Raw genomic sequence first — 599 nt, forward strand, 5'->3', positions numbered from 1 at the left:
TGCTCTCTTTTTACCGCTCAACTTCTTAGATTCAGTAGACTCATCTGAATCTAAGAAGTAAAAAGTGACGCTGTTACTTTAGTTTCCAATTCTTCTTCAGATACTGAATGCACCAAGATTTCGCTTCACCCATGGTGTTTCTTCTCCACGCGAGAATGATATCCATCGGCTGCTCTTCTGTGCCTTCAATTTGCTTAAGTACGCCTTTTTCTATTAACGGTAGCGCGATTTGTCTAGGTAAGGTACCAATCCCTAAGCCTGCGGTTAATGCTTCTACTTTTGCTGTAAAGTTAGTAACAGTGAGTCTAGGTTGCTTTTGAATGATGTTTATCGAAAGTGCTGGCTGTTCGCGTGCGGTGTCTGCAATGGCAATAATTCGGTATTTCTCTCTTGCTGAATCATCAAACTCGCCACTGCGTTTGTGAACGTAATGCTCGGTTGCCGCAACCCAAACCATGGACATCTTGCCAATTTTCTCTGCTTTCACTTCTTGTGGTAACGTATCTAACGAAGGGCACACAAGCAGATCAGCTCTTCCTGTATTCAGAGATTCCCAGCTTCCTGCAAGAATTTCTTCTTGCAGCCTAATGCGTGTCGAG

General features: G+C 43.6%; 1 protein-coding gene. It reads right to left on the reverse strand.

Annotation, left to right across the window (positions count from 1 at the left end; translation table 11 throughout):
• Positions 1-73: 73 nt before the first annotated feature.
• The coding region (locus R7Q48_RS28990) for a LysR substrate-binding domain-containing protein (RefSeq protein WP_318133807.1) at positions 74-599 on the reverse strand (526 nt) is incomplete at its 5' end.

This window comes from Vibrio sp. 378 (assembly GCF_033339435.1).